Genomic DNA, 15206 nt, shown 5'->3' on the forward strand with positions numbered 1-15206 from the left:
CCGACACCGCGGGCGGCCGCGCGAGACGGGGCGTCAGAGTTCATGGAGCACCGCGATCGGGGACCGCCGGGCGATTCTGACCGTGACGGCGGCGACCACGGCGAGCGCCGCGACAGCGGTCGCGCCGACCGCGACGAGGTAGCTCCACGGCACCGTGAGTGCGGCCGGAGGCGGATCGAACACCCCGGTCAGCACTTTCACCAGCAGGTGCGAAAGGGCCCAGCCGGCGAGGCCTCCGGCGAGGAGGCCGCCGGCGCCGAGCACGAGCACCTCGCCGAGCACGAACGAGCGCAGCTGGCGAGGAGTCGCGCCGAGTGCGCCGGCGATCGCGAAGGAGCGGCGTCGTTCGGCGAGCCCGAGCGCGAGGACCAGGCCGCCCGCGGCGGCGGCGAGCACGAGCGCGAATCCGAGTTCGACTCGGGTCAGGCCCGCGAGGTCGACCGCGGTCAGGCTGGAGCCGACGGTGGCGCGGGTGTGCGCGATGTCGGTCACGGTCGCGGCCGGACCGAGCCGGTCCTGGAGCCGGCGGGCCACCGCGGTGGTGTTCTGCCCGCCGGTGTCGACCAGGAACGCTCCGACGGCGTCGCTGCCGGTGTGCTGGGCGACATAGGCGGCGTTGGCGACGAAGAAGCTGTCCTTGGGCGCGGTCGGGAATTCCTTCACCACGCCCGCGTAATGGAAGGCCACCGTGGTGAATTGTTTTGTCCGTCCGTCCTGCAGCCGGAGATTGAGCAGATCGCCGGGGCTCAGCTGGAAGTCTTTGACGGTCTCGGCGCTCACGAGGATGGCGTCGGGCTGTGCGGCGAGCCGCTGCATCAGTTCCCGGGCGGTGCCGCCCTGGAAATAGGCGTCCTGCAGAGCGGTCACCGTGGTGATGCTGTCCGGCCGCACGCCGTAGAGGTCTTGCAGATCCGCTCCGACGTAGGCGAAGCGATGCTGGACGGGTTCGACACCGCGCACGCCGGGGGTGGCGGCGATCGGGCCGGCCGCGGATGGCCCGGCCGAAGTTCCAGGCGATTCGGTGACCGTGACGTCGGCGCCGTTGGTCAGCTGCGCGTCGGCCTCGGCCTGGGCCTGGTAGGTCGCGTTGAACGTCGCGGTGGACGCGGCGAACGAGAGCGCCAGCGCCAGCAGCACGATGGCGTGCGCGAGCAGCCGCCGCTGGCGCGCCAGCGAGCCCGCCACGACATTCGCCAGCGAGCCGGCGAAGGGCCGGAGGCCGCGGCCCAGGAGACGGCGGCCGGGGCCGAGCAAGAGCTCTGCCAATCGCCACGCGAGCAGCCCGGAGCCGAGCCAGAACAGCGCGGGCGAAGCGAACGCCCAGTACGACACTGAAATGGCCGGCACGCCTTCCGGCGCCAGCACCAGTTGGTAGCCGGTCCGGCTCGTCAGCCAGAACACGACCGCGGCGGCGGCGAGCAGGAGCACATCGAGGCCGTACCGGCTCCAGGCCGGCCGCTCGCGGCGCGTCAGGGCGGCCCGCCCCGAGGCCACTGTGGTCCCGCGCAGGTCGCGCCAGGCCGGAGCGAGCACCGTCAGTCCGGCGATGGCCAGCCCGGAGAGAACGGCGGCGACGGACCAGCCGGTCGCGTCCGCCCCGCTCGCCCCGAACCGCGCCGATCCGAAAGCCGTCAACCCGATCAAGGCGGCAGCGGCGGCGCCGACGACCGACCCAGCTGCGCCGACGAGGAGGGCCTCCGCCGCGGCCAAGCGCAGCAGTTGCCGGCCGGTCGCGCCACGCGCGCGCAGGAGAGCTTGCTCGCGCCGGCGGCGAGGGGCGCCCGCGGCCACGGCCACGGCCGTCAGGAGGCCCGCGAGGACTGCTCCCGGGAGCCCGAGAAACAGGAACAGCACCCGCGCGTAGGCGGCATCGGAGCGCGCCGCGTCCAGGGCGGCGCCGAGGTTGTTGCCTACGACGGCAGTGCCGGCGGAGCGGGCCTCGACATTGTGTGCCGCGCCCACGACCTGGGTGTAGGCGGTTGCCGGGTCGGCGGGAAGCGAGCGGTTCAGCGCGGCGTGGATCTGGGTGGTCACCAGGTCCGGGCGGGCCGCGGCGAGCGGGTCGAACAAGGCGTGCCACGCGCCGCTGCCGAGGATGAGGACGTTGTCCGGGGGCGCGGAGGGCTGCGCGCCTGCCGGGGCGCCGACCTTCTGGAACAGGGAATCCGCTTGCGGAAGGTCGACGACCTCGGTGACGCGGACGCTGACCGGGGGCAGCCCCGCCCGTCCGAGCTGGATGACATCGCCGGGTTTGGCGTGCAGGTTCGCGGCGGTCTGCTGGGCCAGTGCGACTCCGTGATCGGCTCCGGCCAGAGTGCGCACCGCGCCGGGGAAATCACCGCGGTAGGAGCCGGGCAGCCCGAGCACCACCCCGGGTCCGGTCGTCTGGGCGGTCCCGCCGCCGGATGCCGACATGCCGGTTGTCCGCGCGAATCCCACCGTGTCCGAGCGCAGCACCCCCGGCCCGTTCCGGACGAGGTCGCGGACGGAGGCGGGGTTCGCGCCGGCGCGCACCTCGACCTGCCAGTCCACGGCGACGCCGCGGGCGGCGCGGCCGGTCATCGAACCCTGTGCGGCGGCGAGGAAACTGCCGAGGGACACCAGCAGCGCGACGGCGACCGCGATGCCGCCGGCCGTCGCGCCGAGGCGGACCCCTCGGCGGCGCACCAAGCCGGAAATCCAATGCCGGATCATCGAGTCTCTCCGTTTCGCTCGGCAAGGCCGGGATCGGCCGCGCCGTGGAGCCGGCCGTCGCGCATCGTCCATTCCTGCCCCAGCCGGGCGGCCACGAACGGGTCGTGCGTCGCGACGACCAGCGCGGCGCCCAGTTCGTCGGCCGTGGCGGCCAGGACCGTCATGACCCGTTCGGCGGACTCGTGGTCGAGCTGGCCGGTGGGTTCGTCGGCGACGATCAGCAGCGGGCGGGCGGCCAGCACCCGCGCGACCGCGACCCGCTGCGCCTGCCCGCCGGACAGCTCGTCCGGCAGCTTGCCTCCCAGGTCGTCGATCGCCAGCCGGCCGAGTGCGGACCGGGCACGGCGGAAGGCCTCGTCCTCGGGCTCTCCGGCCAGCAGAAGCGGCAGCGCCACGTTCTCGGTCGCGTCCAGCGCGGGCAGCAGACTGGGACCCTGGAAGACGACTCCGACCTCGGTGGCTCGGTGGTGCAGATCCGGCCACTCGACGGTGCCCGCGGTGGGCCGGTCGATCCCGGCGATCAGGTGCAGCAGAGTGGATTTGCCCGATCCGGACGGCCCGGTGACCGCCAGCCGCAGGCCCGGGCGGATCCGGCAGGTGATGCCGTGCACCGCCACGACGGCGGTCGGCCCCTTTCCGTAGGTACGGGCGACATCCCGGCATTCGGCCAATATCCCCGGTTCGCGGTCGGCGCGGCCGAATCGCGTCGCGGGCGCGGTGTCGCCGGTCATTCGCATACCTTTCCGTCGTCGAGCCGGACCGTCCGGTGCGCGAACGCGCTCACCGCCGGGCTGTGACTGGCGACCACCACCGCCGTCCCGTCGTGTGCTGTCTCGGCCAGCAGTTCGAGGATCCGGTGTTCCGTCGTGCTGTCCAGTTCGCCGGTGGGTTCGTCGGCCAGCACCACGGCCGGCGTGTTGGCCAGGGCGACCGCGAGGCCCGCCCGGGCGAGTTCGCCGCCGGAAAGCTGGCTGGGGTAAGCACGATCCCGATCCGCGATGCCCAATGCGGACAGAAGCGCGCCCGGGTCGCGCGCGGCGCGCCGGCCGGCGAGGCGCTGTGCCACCACCACGTTGCCCGCTACGGTGAGGTGCTCCAGGAGATTGCCGTTCTGGAACAGCATCCCGATCCGGCGGGAGCGCAGCCTGGCCCGCACCGGCTCCGGCTGGTGGCTGATCCGGCTGCCGGCGACGTGCACGCTGCCGCCGTCCGGATCGTCCATGCCGGCCAGGCAGGCGAGCAGAGTGGACTTTCCCGATCCGGAAGGTCCGGTCACCGCGACGATCTCGCCGCTTTCGACGGCGAGGGAAACCCCTTTGAGCGCCAGGGTTTCCTCCTCGCCCGAGCGGTAGAAGCGATACAGCTGGCGCGCGTGCAGCGGCGCTGCCATCACATCCACCGCACCGAGTCGGTGATCGTGCGCCACGGATCGACGTTGTCCGCCCCTTTGGGGCCGCTCAGCGTGAGGACCAGTTCTTCGCCGTTGTTCCAGAATTCGTACCGCTCCACCGAGTCAGCGACCGATTTCCCGGTGACCGGGTCCGGTGGCGAGTCGGCCTGGTAGGTGATCAGGACCGCGTTTCCCGCCTTGCGCGCGACGGTGCTGACGGACCCGGCGACGTAGCCGCGGCTGCCGGTGCGGATGGCGGGCAATTCCTCCGCGGTCGCCGACCCGGTGGTGGGGGCTTGCGGGCGGGCGGTGGTTTCGACGCGGACGCTGTTGAATTTGTCGGTGAACAACGCGGAATTGCCTGCTGTGCTTCGTGCCCAGCCCTCCGGAACCGACACGGTGAATCGGTGGTCTGGCGTGGTGAACGGGACGTACACCTGGTTGTCGGGAATGTCGCCCGCCGGATTGGCCTCCGGGGCATTCGGGGCGGGCGAAGCACCCGGGGATGCCGGGCTGTTCGCTGAGGAACACGCACCCAGTGCCAGTGCCGCGGCGAGCGACGCGACAACGATTCCGGCGTGACCGGTCGTGCGTTTCATTGCGGTTTCCCTCCCACGGCGACTGGTGCGAGGACGACGCTAGAGAGGGGCGCGAAAGGCCTTCGGCTCGTTTCGGCCAGCGCACGGCAAAATTCCGCGGGCCGCGGCCTCCCGTTTCCCGCCGGAGCGGCCGCCGGTTAGCGGACGGCAAACGAACCGCCTCGCGAACGCACGATGGCCGGAGCGGCTGCACACTGGACGCCGAGGGCGCGCGCCCGCCGCCGAAGGAGCCGTTGTGCGCAAGCGAATCATCCTGTTGACCGTGCTGGCCGGCGTGCTGGCGATCAGCTTGTTCGGCTTGCCGCTCGCGGTCGGCGTCGCCCGCTACTACCTCGACGACGAGCGTGCCGAGCTGGAACGGCTTGCCGACTCGGCGGCCTTGTCCGTCTCGGCGCAGGTGATCCGGCACGATCTGCCCGACCGGCTCCCGGCCGCGGAGGCGAACACCTCGCTGGCTCTCTACAACCCGTCCGGGGACCGGCTGGCCGGAGGCGGACCCGCGCGGCTCGAAGCGGCGGGCTCGGCGATCCGGGCGAACGAAGTGATCGCCGACGACACCGGGACGGACCTGGTCGCCATCGTTCCGATCACCGATGCCGGGACGGTCGTCGGCATGGTGCGCGCCGCGACCCCGCACAGCGAGGTGGATCGGCGCACTGCGCTGACGTGGCTGGGCATGGGCGGCCTGGCGGTGGTGGCGCTGGCCGCCACCTGGCTTGTCGCGCACCGCCTGTCGGTCCGGCTGGCCGCGCCGCTCGAAGAGCTGTCCACCAGCGCTGCGCGGCTCGGCGACGGGGACTTCACCGTGCGGACCCGCCGGTCCCGCATTCCCGAGATCGACCGGGCGGGCATCGCACTGGACACGACCGCTGGGCGCATCGGGGACATCCTCGCCCGTGAGCGGGCGTTCTCCGCGGACGCTTCGCACCAGTTGCGCACCCCGCTCGCCGGTCTGCAGATGCAACTCGAGGTCGCGCTGGAGAGCCCGGACCCGGCGTTGCGCCCGGCTGTCACCGCCGCGCTGGAGACGACCTACCGGCTCGACCGCACCATCCGCGACCTGCTCGCCCTCGCCCGCGATGCCCATCCCGGCACCGAACTCGTCGAGGTGAAGACCGCGCTCGCCGAGTTCCGGCAGGATTGGCACGGTCTGCTGGCCGCGCAAGGCCGGGTCTTGCTGTTGCGAGATCCTCTCGACCTCGCGGAGACCCGCGTCTCGGCTCTCGCGACCCGCCAAGCCATGACCGTGCTGCTGGACAACGCCTCCCGGCACGGCCGGGGCACGGTCACCGTCACCGTCCGAGACATGGGAGAAGCCATCGCTTTCGACGTGACCGACGAAGGACCGGGTCTCGCCTCGGATGCCGATCCTTTCCGGCGGCGGTCCGACTCCGCCGCCGGGCACGGGATCGGCCTCGCTCTCGCCCGCAGCCTGGCGGAAGCCGAAGGGGGCCGGCTGCTGCTGGGACGGCCGGCGCCGCCGACCTTCACCCTGCTGCTGCCGGTGCGGCGCGGCGATGCGACCGGCAGGGAGAACGACGATCGGCAGGCCCACGCCGCGCTCGACCTGGACCGCTGACGCTGGCCTTCGAGCTGTTCGCGTGACAGGCCGAGCCGTCGAGCGTCGGCGGCAGGCCGCACACTCGCACCCCGAGTGCACGGCCGGCCTCGGGTGGCGTTCGAGCGGGCGAAGAAGCGGACGAGGTAGCGGAACCTCGCGTCGGCCGGCGGCACGCACCGCCTCCGGGCTAGTCGTGGTCCGGGATGCTGTGCAGGTGGTGGTCGGCGGCGTTCATGGCCTCGGCCAGGAGGCGTCGCACGTGGCCGCCGCGGGCGCGGTAGAGGGCGCGGCGCCCGTCCCGGCGCAGTTCGACGAGCCCGGCCAGGCGGAGCTTGGCCAGGTGCTGGGAAACCGACGGCCGGGCGATGCCGACTGCCGCGGCCAGCGACGCGACGTCGTATTCGTCGCCGCTGAGCAGCCACAGCATCCGCAGCCGGCCAGGTTCGGCGAGCATCCGCAGCGCGGTAGACGCGGTTTCGACCAGTTCGGCAGGCGGCAGCTGGGTCCATTGGACACCAGGTTCATCATGTGCGTACATGTGCACCTATCATGGGAGGCAGTCCTCGTCGGGTAGTAGGAGTGTGCCGCTGTGTTGTCGTTGTTCGGCCGCCGGGACTATCGGCACCTGTTCGGGGCGCAGCTGGTGGCGTTGTTCGGGACCGGGTTGACCACGGTCGCGCTCGGGCTGCTGGCATATCAACTGGCGGGTGCGGACGCGGGCGCGGTGCTGGGCACCGCGCTGGCGATCAAGATGGTCGCTTACGTGACGGTGGCTCCGGTCGCGGGCGCGTATGCGGACCGGGTCCCGCGGCGGGTGCTGCTGGTCTGCCTGGATCTGGTGCGGGCCCTGGTGGTGCTGGCGCTGCCGTTCGTCGACCAGGTGTGGCAGATCTACGTGCTGATCGTCGTGCTGCAGTCGGCGTCGGCCGCGTTCACTCCGACGTTCCAGGCCGTGCTGCCGGACATCCTGCCCGACGAACGCGATTACACGCGGGCGTTGTCGGCATCGCAGCTGGCCTCGACGATGGAGAGCCTGCTGTCTCCGATGCTGGCCGCGGCCCTGCTGAGCGCGGTGTCGTTCCATTGGCTGTTCACCGGCACGTCGGCGGGGTTCCTGGCGTCCGCTGCTCTGGTCGTGACCACGCGGATCCCGGACGCGGCTCGCAGCGGGCGCGGCGGCGTGTGGGAGCGGACCCTGGCCGGGATGCGGATCTACGCCGCGACGCCGCGGCTGCGGGGCGTGCTCGGGCTGAATCTGGTCGTGGCGGCGGTCGGGGCGATCGTGATGGTCAACACCGTCAACTACGTCCAGGGCGAACTCGGCCGATCGCAGGCCGACGTCGCCTGGCTGCTGGCCGGCAACGGCGTCGGCACGATGGCGGTCGCGCTGCTGGTGCCGAAGTTGCTCCGCCGGGCCGGTGAGCGCGCTGTCATGTTCGCCGGCGCCGCGGGGCTTCTCGCCGCGGTCGCCGGCGCGGTCGCGCTGTCCACGGCGGACGCCGGCGGCTGGCGCTGGCCGGTCGCATTGGTCGTGTGGGCGGTCGTCGGCGCGGGGACCGGGCTGGTCCTGACACCGGCGGGCCGGGTGCTGCGGCGGTCGAGCGCACCGGTTGACCGCCCGGCTGTCTTCGCCGCGCAGTTCTCGCTGTCGCACGCGTGCTGGCTGCTCGCCTACCCGATCGCGGGATGGCTGGCCACCGGCGCGGGGTTCACCGCGGCCTGGATCGTGCTCGCTGCTCTCGCCGCGGTGGGCGCGGTGGCCGCGGCCCGCGTGTGGCCGCGGCGAGATCCTGCGCTGGTCGAGCACACGCACGACGCGAGTACTGACCCCGAGCACCTCGCCGATGCGGTCGAGGGCGAGGACGGGCTGTGGCGGCACCGCCACGCGTTCGTCATCGACGGCCGGCACCGCCGCTGGCCGGTCTCGGCCGGTCGGCCGGATCAGGAGTGAGCGGCGGGACGCGCCGGTGACGGCCGAGGTCGATCATCAGCGCGCCGAGCCGGGCACCCGGCTCGGCGCCCACGGGACCGAAGCCGAGCAGCAGGGACGCGCCGCGGGCCGGGGGAGGGGTCAGCCGCCGAGCTTGGCGTTGTAGTCGGCGATCTGCTTGGCTGCCTTGTTCTCGGCGTCGGTGAGGGCTTGTTTGGCGTCCTGGCCTTGGAGCACCGCGGCCTGGAGGGCTTGTTCGACGTCTTTGCGGATGTCCGGCATCACGCCGACCGAGCAGCCCTGGGTGGCGGGGGTCAGCTTGGTGGCCTCAAGCTGTCGGATCGCTGTCGCGAACTGCGGTTTCTGGGCGACCCACTGCTGGTCGGCCGGTTCCCGCAGGGCGGCTTTGCTGATGGGGAAGTAGCCGGTCGAGGTGTGCCAGGCGACCTGGGTTTGCTTCCCGGCGAGGAACTTCACCAGTTCCCAGGACGCGCGCTCGCGGGCGGCGTCGCCGGAGTTGATCGTCCACAGGGAGGCTCCGCCGATGATGGGGCCGCCGGTGTCGGTGGCGTTGACCTTCGGGAAGAAGCCGGTGGACACGGTGAACGGGTTCTTCGCGGCGGCGGCGCCCTTGGTGAACTGGCCGAGCGAGCCGGTGGACTCCAGTCCGATCGCGACGGTGCCGGAGCTGAACGCGTTGTCCCCGTTGTCGGTGTTGCTGTCCAGTTTCATGGCCAGGCCCTCGTTGACCATCTGCTGCCACCACCGCAGCAGCTTGATGGTGGTGCCGGTGGCCAGGGTCGCCTTGCCGGCGCGGCCGGTGCGGCCGTTCTCGGAGTCGCAGACGGTCTGGTTCGCGATCGCGTTCCATTGCTCGACGAACCAGCCGTAGAGGGTCGCGCCGAAGCCGTATCGCACGGTTTCGCCCGAGGTGGCCTTGATCTTGCGCGCGTCCGCGGTGATCTCGTCGAGTGTCGCGGGCGGCTTGCCGGGGTCGAGGCCGGCTTTCGCGAAGGCCTCCCGGTTGAGGTAGAGCAGCGGCATGGAGGTGTTGAACGGCATCGAGTACAGCTTGTTGTCGACGGTGTAGTAGCCGGCGATGTTCGGCTGGATGTCGGACACGTCGTAGTGGTCGACGTCGATGAACGACTGCATCGGCACGATCGTCTTCGAGTCGATCATGTAGCGGGTGCCGATGTCGTACATCTGCATCAGGTCCGGCCGCTGCTGCGGGGAGGAGTTCTTGTACGCGGCCAGCGCGGTGTCGTACTGGCCCTTGTAGTTCAGGTTGACCTTGATCGTGCCGGCGTGCTGCTGGTTGAACTGGTCGACGAGCTTGCGCAACGTCTCGCCGTTGGTGCCGCTCATCGCGTGCCAGAAGTTGACGGTCACCTCGCCCTTGCCGTTCAGCGCGTCCGCGCCGGGCGCGGTGACCGAGCCGGGCGGGGGGCCGGCGTTGGTCGCCGACGAGCAGCCGGCCACAGCGGTGGCGAGGGCGAGCACGAAGGCCGCGATACCGCGGCGGTTCCGGTTCGGCACGGTGTTTTCCTTTCGTCGGACGGTGGGTGCGGTGGTCATTTCACGGCTCCGGCCAGGAAGCCGCGGACGAGCCAGCGTTGCCCGAAGATCACCAGGAGCAGGGTGGGCACGAGGGTGATGGTGACCCCGGCGAGCACGAGGGCCTGCTGGGTGCCGTTGCCGTTGGCCTTCAGCGCGAACACCGCGGTCTGCAAGGTGTTCATCGAGTTGTTCGACGACGAGATGATCAGCGGCCAGAAGTACATGTTCCAGCCCTGCAGGAACGACCACACGGCGAGCGCGGTCAGCGACGGGCGGACCGAGGGCAGCACGATCGTGAACAGGAACCGCAGGTGCCCGCAGCCGTCGATGCGCGCGGCGTCCGACAGTTCGGCGGGGAACTGCCGAAACGACTGGCGCATCAGGAAGACGCCGAACCCGTTGGCCAGGAAAGGCAGCACCAGGCTCCACTGGCTGTTCTCGATGCCCATGCTGCGGATGAACAGCGCATTGGGCACGACGATCGCTTCGTAGGGCACCATGATGGTGACCATGAACAGCCAGAAGATCGGCTGCCGCAACGGCATCCGGACGAACACCAGCGCGTAGGCGGCCAGGCACGAGGTCACCAGGTGCGCCGCCATGATCACCACTCCGACGAACAACGAGTTGAAGAAGGCGGGCAGCAGCGGAACGACGGTCTCCCGCCAGGCCGCGACGTAGTTGTCGAACCCGTAGCTGCCGCTGAACAGCCCTGGCGGCCGACGCACGAGCTGGCCTTCCGGCAGGAACCCGCCCACCACGGTGAGCAGCACCGGGAACAGCAGCACGACCATGGCCACGAGCAGCCACGCGTAGGTCAGTGCGCTGACCGGGCGCCCGGGCCGGTTGAGCGAACGGCGCCGCCGGGGCGACGTCTTCGCGGGGCGTTCGAGTGCCTGGCTCACCGGTAATGCACCCGCCTTTCCACGACGCCGAACTGGATCGCGGCGAGCACGATGCCGACCACCAGCAGGACGAGGCCCTGCGCGCTGGCGAGGCCGTAGTTGTTGTTCCCGTTCTCGAAGGCGTTGTGGTAGATCGAGAAGACCAGGGTGCTGGTGCTGCCGTTGGGGCCGCCGTCGGTCATGACCTGCACCTGGCCGAGCGCCTGCAGCGAAGTGAGCGTGGTGGTGACCACCACGAAGAACACGCTGGGCGAGATCATCGGCAGGACCACGCTGAAGAAGCTGCGCAGCCCGGTGGCGCCGTCCAGCCGGGCGGCCTCGAGGACGTCTTCGTCGACGCCGGCCAGCCCCGCGCCGAGGACGAGCAGGTTGAATCCGCTCGCGACCCAGACTGTCGCCCACGCGACGGTGAGCAGCGCCCACGGCGATTCGGTGGTCCAGCCCGGCGCGTCCATCCCGAGCAGTTCGAGCAGCCAGTTCACCGGCGACATCGACGGGTCCAGCATGAGCAGCCACACCACGCTCGCCGCCGACGCGGAGTAGGCGAACGGGAGGGTGAACAGCGTCCGGAACACGCGCATGCCGGGCAGCCGCTGGGCCAGCGGCACCGCGAGCGCCATCGGGAGCACGACCCCGGCCGCGACGACGAAGAGCGTGAAGAACAGGGTGTGGAGCAGGACGGTGCCGAATTCCGGGGTGAACAGCTGCGCGAAGTTCTGCCCGCCCACCGACCGCGAAGGGTTTCCGTTGATGTCGGTGCCTCGCGTGGAAAGGAAGAGCGCCTGCACCAAAGGGAAAAAGACAAAAGTGCCCAAACCGGCCAAAGCTGGAATGCAGAACACCATGCCCAGCAGTATTTCCCGCGGCCGATGACGCTTCCGGTTTCGCGGCCGCGGTGCGGAATCGCCGGCGTTTCCGGACCGGGCGGTCGTGCTGGGCACGGTCCGGAAGCCTGGCCTGGCTCGCTGAACGTCGTCGGTCTCGGCCATGCCGGGAATCTTGCCACTGCCGGGCCGGAGAATGACATTGTTGTAATCGGATCGAGCAGGTGCGCGCGTCAGAGCCTCTTGCGGAGAGCCCGCGTTCGTTCAGTGCAGGGCGCTGCCGGCTTGCCATTGCGGCCAGGACGCGGCCCAGTCGCCGTAGGTGTCCCAAATAGGCAGTGCCGAGCCGCCGGAGTTGGTGATCTCGACGACGTCGCCGAGTCCGAAGCGGTCGTAGAACCACTGGGCGTCGGCCGGGGCGAGGTTCACGCAGCCGTGCGACACGTTGCTGTTTCCTTGCTGTCCGACTGACCACGGTGCGGAGTGGACGAACTCGCCGTCGTTGGAGATCCGCTCGTCGAGGGCGACTTGCTCCCGGTAGTAGCCGGGCTGTCCTTTGCAGACGCCGTAGGTGCAGGAATCCATGATGATGCTGGGCTGCTTGTCAGAGACGACGTGCGTGCCCTCGTGCGTCGGGAAGCCCGGCGAGCCGAGGCTCATCGGCATCGTGTTGACCAGCTGTCCGTTGTGGAAGATCTGCAGCTTCTCCGTCTTGCCGTCGGCCTTGGCGATCCAGGAGTCGTGGATCTTCAGCGTCTCGGCGCGATCGGTCTGCCCGTACACCCCGTTGCCGAGGTTCACGCCGTACACCTTGGCGGTCACGGTGACGGTGCTGCCCGGCTGCCAGTAGTTCTGCGGCCGGTAGTGGACTTCCCGCTTGGACAGCCAGTACCAGCCGCCCGGTTGGGGCGGGTTCGCGTTGACTTGCAACGCTTTCTCGGCGGCGGCCCGGTCAGCGACGTCCTGGTCGAACTTCACCACCAAGGGCTGGCCGACGCCGACGTCCGAGACGTTCGGGGCCGGGATGAACGACGGGAACGCCTGGACCCTGGGCTGAAGGGTGCGCACCGAGCCGGTCTGCTCCAGCGGTGTGCCGCCGGGGGTCGTCGCATCGGCCTTCACCTGGTAGGAAGCGCCGTAGGCGAGCGGTTCGGACGCGGTCCAGGTTCGCTTGTCCGGGGTCGTGCGGCCGGACACCTGCTTGCCGGTCGCGGTATTGGTCACCGTGACGCTCGTCAGCGCCGCGTCGGCCGCGCGCACGACGACCGGAGTGGCCGGGCTCACCGGATCTGTGCTGGCCGGCTCGATGGCGATCGACGCCGCTTTGGCCGGCGCGGCCGACGTGCTCGCGGGTGCGGATTGCCGGTCCGGCGCGGAGGTGCAGGCCGCCGCGCCGAGAGCCACCACGGCCAGGAGTGCCGCAATGCGGTGCCGCCGGGCCGTGTACCGCTGCTGTGCAGTGACTCGTGCCACGACTGCTCCCTCGTTCCGAAACCAACCCGGTTTTCGCTACGAAGAAAGATAGTAGTACGGCCTCGGGTGCGCGGTGCCATGGGCTGATGTACTAATTGCAATAGTAGGCAGGTCGAGTCCGGGCGTGCCCGAACGGCAGGGGCCGGGTGTTCCGAGCCGCGGCACGGGAGGTCGGATCTGTCGCGCCGCCTCCGATCGCGCCAATCGCCGACCCGGCGGCTGCCGACGAGTCGCGGTCGCGGGGGCGTCCGATTTTCTGGCGCCTGCTGGCCGACGGTGTGTCGCAGGCTCCGCCAAGCCGCGACTTAACACTAAGTAAAGTAGTACTATCACACATAGTTGATAGCGCGGCAGGGAGCGTGACGTGGGAAAGAAGGCACACAGGAGCGCGGTCGGCGCGGAAACCGGAAGTGCTTCTGCGACGCGGAAGCCGGCCGGAGCCGCGGCCGGCGGCCCGGCCTCGGCAGGGAAGCAGCAGGCGCACGGCGGTGTCCCTCCTGCCCTCGCCGGTCGGCCAAGGCCGCCGTCGAACGTCCGCGCGCCGGTGCCCGCGAGTGCCGCGGCCGAGGAGGAGCTGCAGGTCGAGCAAAACCGAAGGGAATCCCTGGGGTGTCTTGACCGCGTCACGGCCGATACCGGACCACAAGTCGTAGCGGCGACGTACTGGTTCGACGCCGCGCCGGCCGGGGAGCCTTACTCGGTCGACATCCGCTTCACCGGGGTGCGCGACGACGTGCGCGGCAAGCGCACCGCACAGGACCGGTTCGACGTCGTCGAGCGCGTGGCCGGCGTCTTGCCCGGCAGCGGCCGGATCGGGGTCACGTCGCGGGTCGAGGGGCTGAACCCGGGCGCGTGGCGGGTCACCGCCGGGCCGGCGGCGCGGGGCGGCTCGTCCGGCGTGCGGCTGCCGCGGCGGACCAGTGCGGCGAACAGCCGGTTCGGGGTGCTGGCGCAGGGACCGAAGGTCAGCCTGCTCTCCTGGCCGGTGCTCGTCGGGCTCGGCGCCGTGCTGGCGCTTGTCCTGCAGTCGGTGCTGTCCGCGCGCTGGGGGATGAACTTCGGTGTCGTGCTGGCGGTTTCCGCGATCGGCTGCCTGCTCGGTTTCGTCGGCGGCAAGGTCTGGTACCTCGTGCTGCACCGCAAACATCCGCGGGAGCTGCTCGCCTCGGGCGCGTGCATTCAAGGCTTCCTGCTCGTCGCGCTCGGCGTGGTGGTGGGCGGATCGCTGCTGGCGGGGTATCCCGTCGGGACGGTGCTGGACGCCACGGCTCCGGGGATCTTCCTGGGCATGGCGGTGGGCAGGCCCGGGTGTTTCCTCACCGGGTGCTGTGCGGGCAGGCCGACGACGTCGCGGTGGGGCCTGGTCTCGTCCGACCGCCGCCTGATCGTTCGCCGGTTCCCCGTCCAGCTGGTCGAAGCGGCCGCCGCGCTGGTGATCGGCGTGGTGTCGCTGGTGCTCGTTCTCGCTGCGCAGCCGTCGGTGCACGGCGCGATCTTCGCGGGCGCGCTCGCTGCCTACACCTTCGCCCGGCAGCTGCTGTTCCCGTTGCGCAGCGACCCGCACACCGCCACGGGCCGAGCGGTGACGATGGCAGTGTGCGGGCTGGTCTTGATCGGTGCGGTGGCGGCGCAGGTGCTCGCTTAGCGCGCCGCCCCGTTCAACGCTGCTGGCTGGTGTTGTCCTGGTCGTCCCCGGAGGCGACGAGCTTCTGCGACGGGGCCGCGACGTGCTTGGCCTTGCCGAAGAAGCCGATCTCGCCTTCCGCGTGGAGGCGTTCGACCATGTGCGGGTAGTGCAGCTCGAACGCGGGGCGCTCGGAGCGGATGCGGGGCAGTTCGGTGAAGTTGTGCCGCGGCGGCGGGCAGGACGTGGCCCACTCGAGCGAGTTGCCGTAGCCCCACGGGTCGTCGACCGTGACGATCTCGCCGTACCGGTAGCTCTTGAACACGTTCCAGATGAACGGCAGCGTGGACGCGCCGAGGATGTACGCGCCGATCGTGGAGATCGTGTTCAGCGTGGTGAACCCGTCGCTGGCCAGGTAGTCCGCGTAGCGCCGCGGCATGCCTTCCGCGCCCAGCCAGTGCTGGACCAGGAACGTGGTGTGGAAGCCGATGAACGTGGTCCAGAAGTGCCACTTCCCGAGCTTCTCGTCCATCATCCGGCCGGTGATCTTCGGGAACCAGAAGTAGATCCCGGCGAAGGTCGCGAACACGATCGTGCCGTAGAGGACGTAGTGGAAGTGCGCCACCACGAAGTAGCTGTCCGACAC

13 protein-coding genes are annotated in these 15206 nt (G+C 70.6%); 3 read left to right on the forward strand and 10 right to left on the reverse strand.

Annotation, left to right across the window (positions count from 1 at the left end):
- Nucleotides 1-33: 33 nt before the first annotated feature.
- Genes L942_RS27200 through L942_RS27215 form a run of 4 tightly spaced genes read right to left on the reverse strand, consistent with a single transcriptional unit; the run spans nt 34 to nt 4683 of the window.
- Complete coding sequence (locus L942_RS27200) at nt 34-2694, reverse strand: FtsX-like permease family protein (protein WP_037365791.1); 2661 nt, start codon at nt 2692-2694, stop codon at nt 34-36.
- Nucleotides 2691-3425, reverse strand: coding sequence for an ABC transporter ATP-binding protein (locus tag L942_RS27205; RefSeq protein ID WP_051166276.1), 735 nt, complete (start codon nt 3423-3425; stop codon nt 2691-2693). The genes L942_RS27200 and L942_RS27205 overlap by 4 nt, the downstream gene beginning before the upstream one ends.
- On the reverse strand, nt 3422-4084 hold the full coding sequence (locus L942_RS27210; protein ID WP_037365793.1) for an ABC transporter ATP-binding protein: 663 nt from the start codon (nt 4082-4084) through the stop codon (nt 3422-3424). Before L942_RS27210 ends, L942_RS27205 begins: the two co-directional genes overlap by 4 nt.
- Complete coding sequence (locus L942_RS27215; protein ID WP_037365794.1) at nt 4084-4683, reverse strand: hypothetical protein; 600 nt, start codon at nt 4681-4683, stop codon at nt 4084-4086. The genes L942_RS27210 and L942_RS27215 overlap by 1 nt, the downstream gene beginning before the upstream one ends.
- Nucleotides 4684-4918: 235 nt before the next feature.
- On the opposite strand from L942_RS27215, the gene L942_RS27220 reads away from it, so the two are divergent.
- Entirely contained in the window at nt 4919-6262 is a 1344-nt protein-coding gene (locus tag L942_RS27220; protein WP_081655250.1) for a sensor histidine kinase, read from the forward strand.
- Between the two features lie 169 nt (nt 6263-6431).
- Here the strand turns inward: L942_RS27220 and L942_RS27225 are convergent, their stop codons facing one another.
- On the reverse strand, nt 6432-6782 hold the full coding sequence (locus L942_RS27225; protein ID WP_037365795.1) for an ArsR/SmtB family transcription factor: 351 nt from the start codon (nt 6780-6782) through the stop codon (nt 6432-6434).
- Between the two features lie 51 nt (nt 6783-6833).
- Between L942_RS27225 and L942_RS27230 the strand changes: the two genes are divergently transcribed.
- Nucleotides 6834-8195, forward strand: coding sequence for an MFS transporter (locus L942_RS27230; RefSeq protein ID WP_037365796.1), 1362 nt, complete (start codon nt 6834-6836; stop codon nt 8193-8195).
- Nucleotides 8196-8315: 120 nt separating this feature from the next.
- Here the strand turns inward: L942_RS27230 and L942_RS27235 are convergent, their stop codons facing one another.
- From L942_RS27235 to L942_RS27250, 4 genes are all read right to left on the reverse strand, one after another.
- The gene (locus L942_RS27235) at nt 8316-9713 is read right to left on the reverse strand and encodes an ABC transporter substrate-binding protein (protein WP_037365829.1); all 1398 of its coding nucleotides are present in this window, start codon (nt 9711-9713) and stop codon (nt 8316-8318) included.
- A gap of 35 nt (nt 9714-9748) precedes the next feature.
- The gene (locus tag L942_RS27240) at nt 9749-10639 is read right to left on the reverse strand and encodes a carbohydrate ABC transporter permease (RefSeq protein WP_037365799.1); all 891 of its coding nucleotides are present in this window, start codon (nt 10637-10639) and stop codon (nt 9749-9751) included.
- Complete coding sequence (locus L942_RS27245) at nt 10636-11484, reverse strand: carbohydrate ABC transporter permease (protein WP_235079427.1); 849 nt, start codon at nt 11482-11484, stop codon at nt 10636-10638. Before L942_RS27245 ends, L942_RS27240 begins: the two co-directional genes overlap by 4 nt.
- Before the next feature lie 243 nt (nt 11485-11727).
- Nucleotides 11728-12936, reverse strand: coding sequence for a L,D-transpeptidase (locus L942_RS27250; protein ID WP_051166278.1), 1209 nt, complete (start codon nt 12934-12936; stop codon nt 11728-11730).
- A gap of 544 nt (nt 12937-13480) precedes the next feature.
- Between L942_RS27250 and L942_RS27255 the strand changes: the two genes are divergently transcribed.
- Entirely contained in the window at nt 13481-14581 is a 1101-nt protein-coding gene (locus L942_RS27255; RefSeq protein WP_051166279.1) for a prolipoprotein diacylglyceryl transferase, read from the forward strand.
- A gap of 13 nt (nt 14582-14594) precedes the next feature.
- Here L942_RS27255 and L942_RS27260 read toward each other — a convergent pair.
- The coding region (locus L942_RS27260; protein WP_037365800.1) for a cytochrome c oxidase subunit I at nt 14595-15206 on the reverse strand (612 nt) is incomplete at its 5' end.

Source organism: Amycolatopsis orientalis DSM 43388, from assembly GCF_000411975.1.
In the GTDB taxonomy this organism is placed as follows: Bacteria; Actinomycetota; Actinomycetes; order Mycobacteriales; family Pseudonocardiaceae; genus Amycolatopsis; species Amycolatopsis orientalis_D.